General features: G+C 51.8%; 1 rRNA gene. It reads left to right on the top strand.

The annotated features are described in order from the left end of the window. Positions 1 to 618, top strand: a 23S ribosomal RNA gene (locus ACFSDX_RS25175); the annotation flags it as partial.

The raw sequence follows: 618 nt of genomic DNA, 5'->3' as shown, positions 1-618 counted from the left end.
AAAGAACCTGAAACCGTGTGCTTACAAGCAGTTAGAGGACTATAAATGGTCTGATAGCGTGCCTTTTGCATAATGAGCCTACGAGTTACTCCTCACTGGCAAGGTTAAGCGCTTTAAGGCGCGAAGCCGCAGCGAAAGCGAGTCTGAATAGGGCGCGTAGTCAGTGGGGGTAGACGCGAAACCTAGTGAGCTACCCTTGAGCAGGATGAAGGAGCGGTAACACGCTGTGGAGGTCCGAACCAGTTTCCGTTGAAAAGGATTTGGATGACTTGAGGGTAGGGGTGAAAGGCCAATCAAACTAGGAAATAGCTCGTACTCCCCGAAATGTATTGAGGTACAGCGTCGTGGTTAGGTTTGTTGGAGGTAGAGCTACCAATAGGACTAGGGGGTGTCAGAGCCTACCGAATCCTGATGAACTCCGAATGCCAGCAAATTCATACACGGCAGTGAGGCCTGGGGTGCTAAGGTCCCCGGCCGAGAGGGAAAGAACCCAGACCCGCCGCTAAGGTCCCTAAGTTCTAGCTAAGTTGAACAAAGGAGGTCCAGTTGCTTTGACAGCCAGGAGGTTGGCTTGGAAGCAGCCATTCCTTTAAAGAGTGCGTAACAGCTCACTGGTCG

This window comes from Hymenobacter bucti, from assembly GCF_042681145.1.
Taxonomy (GTDB): Bacteria; Bacteroidota; Bacteroidia; order Cytophagales; family Hymenobacteraceae; genus Hymenobacter; species Hymenobacter bucti.
Note: the sequence above shows the minus strand (reverse complement) of the source record. Positions and strands in the feature narration are given on the sequence as shown.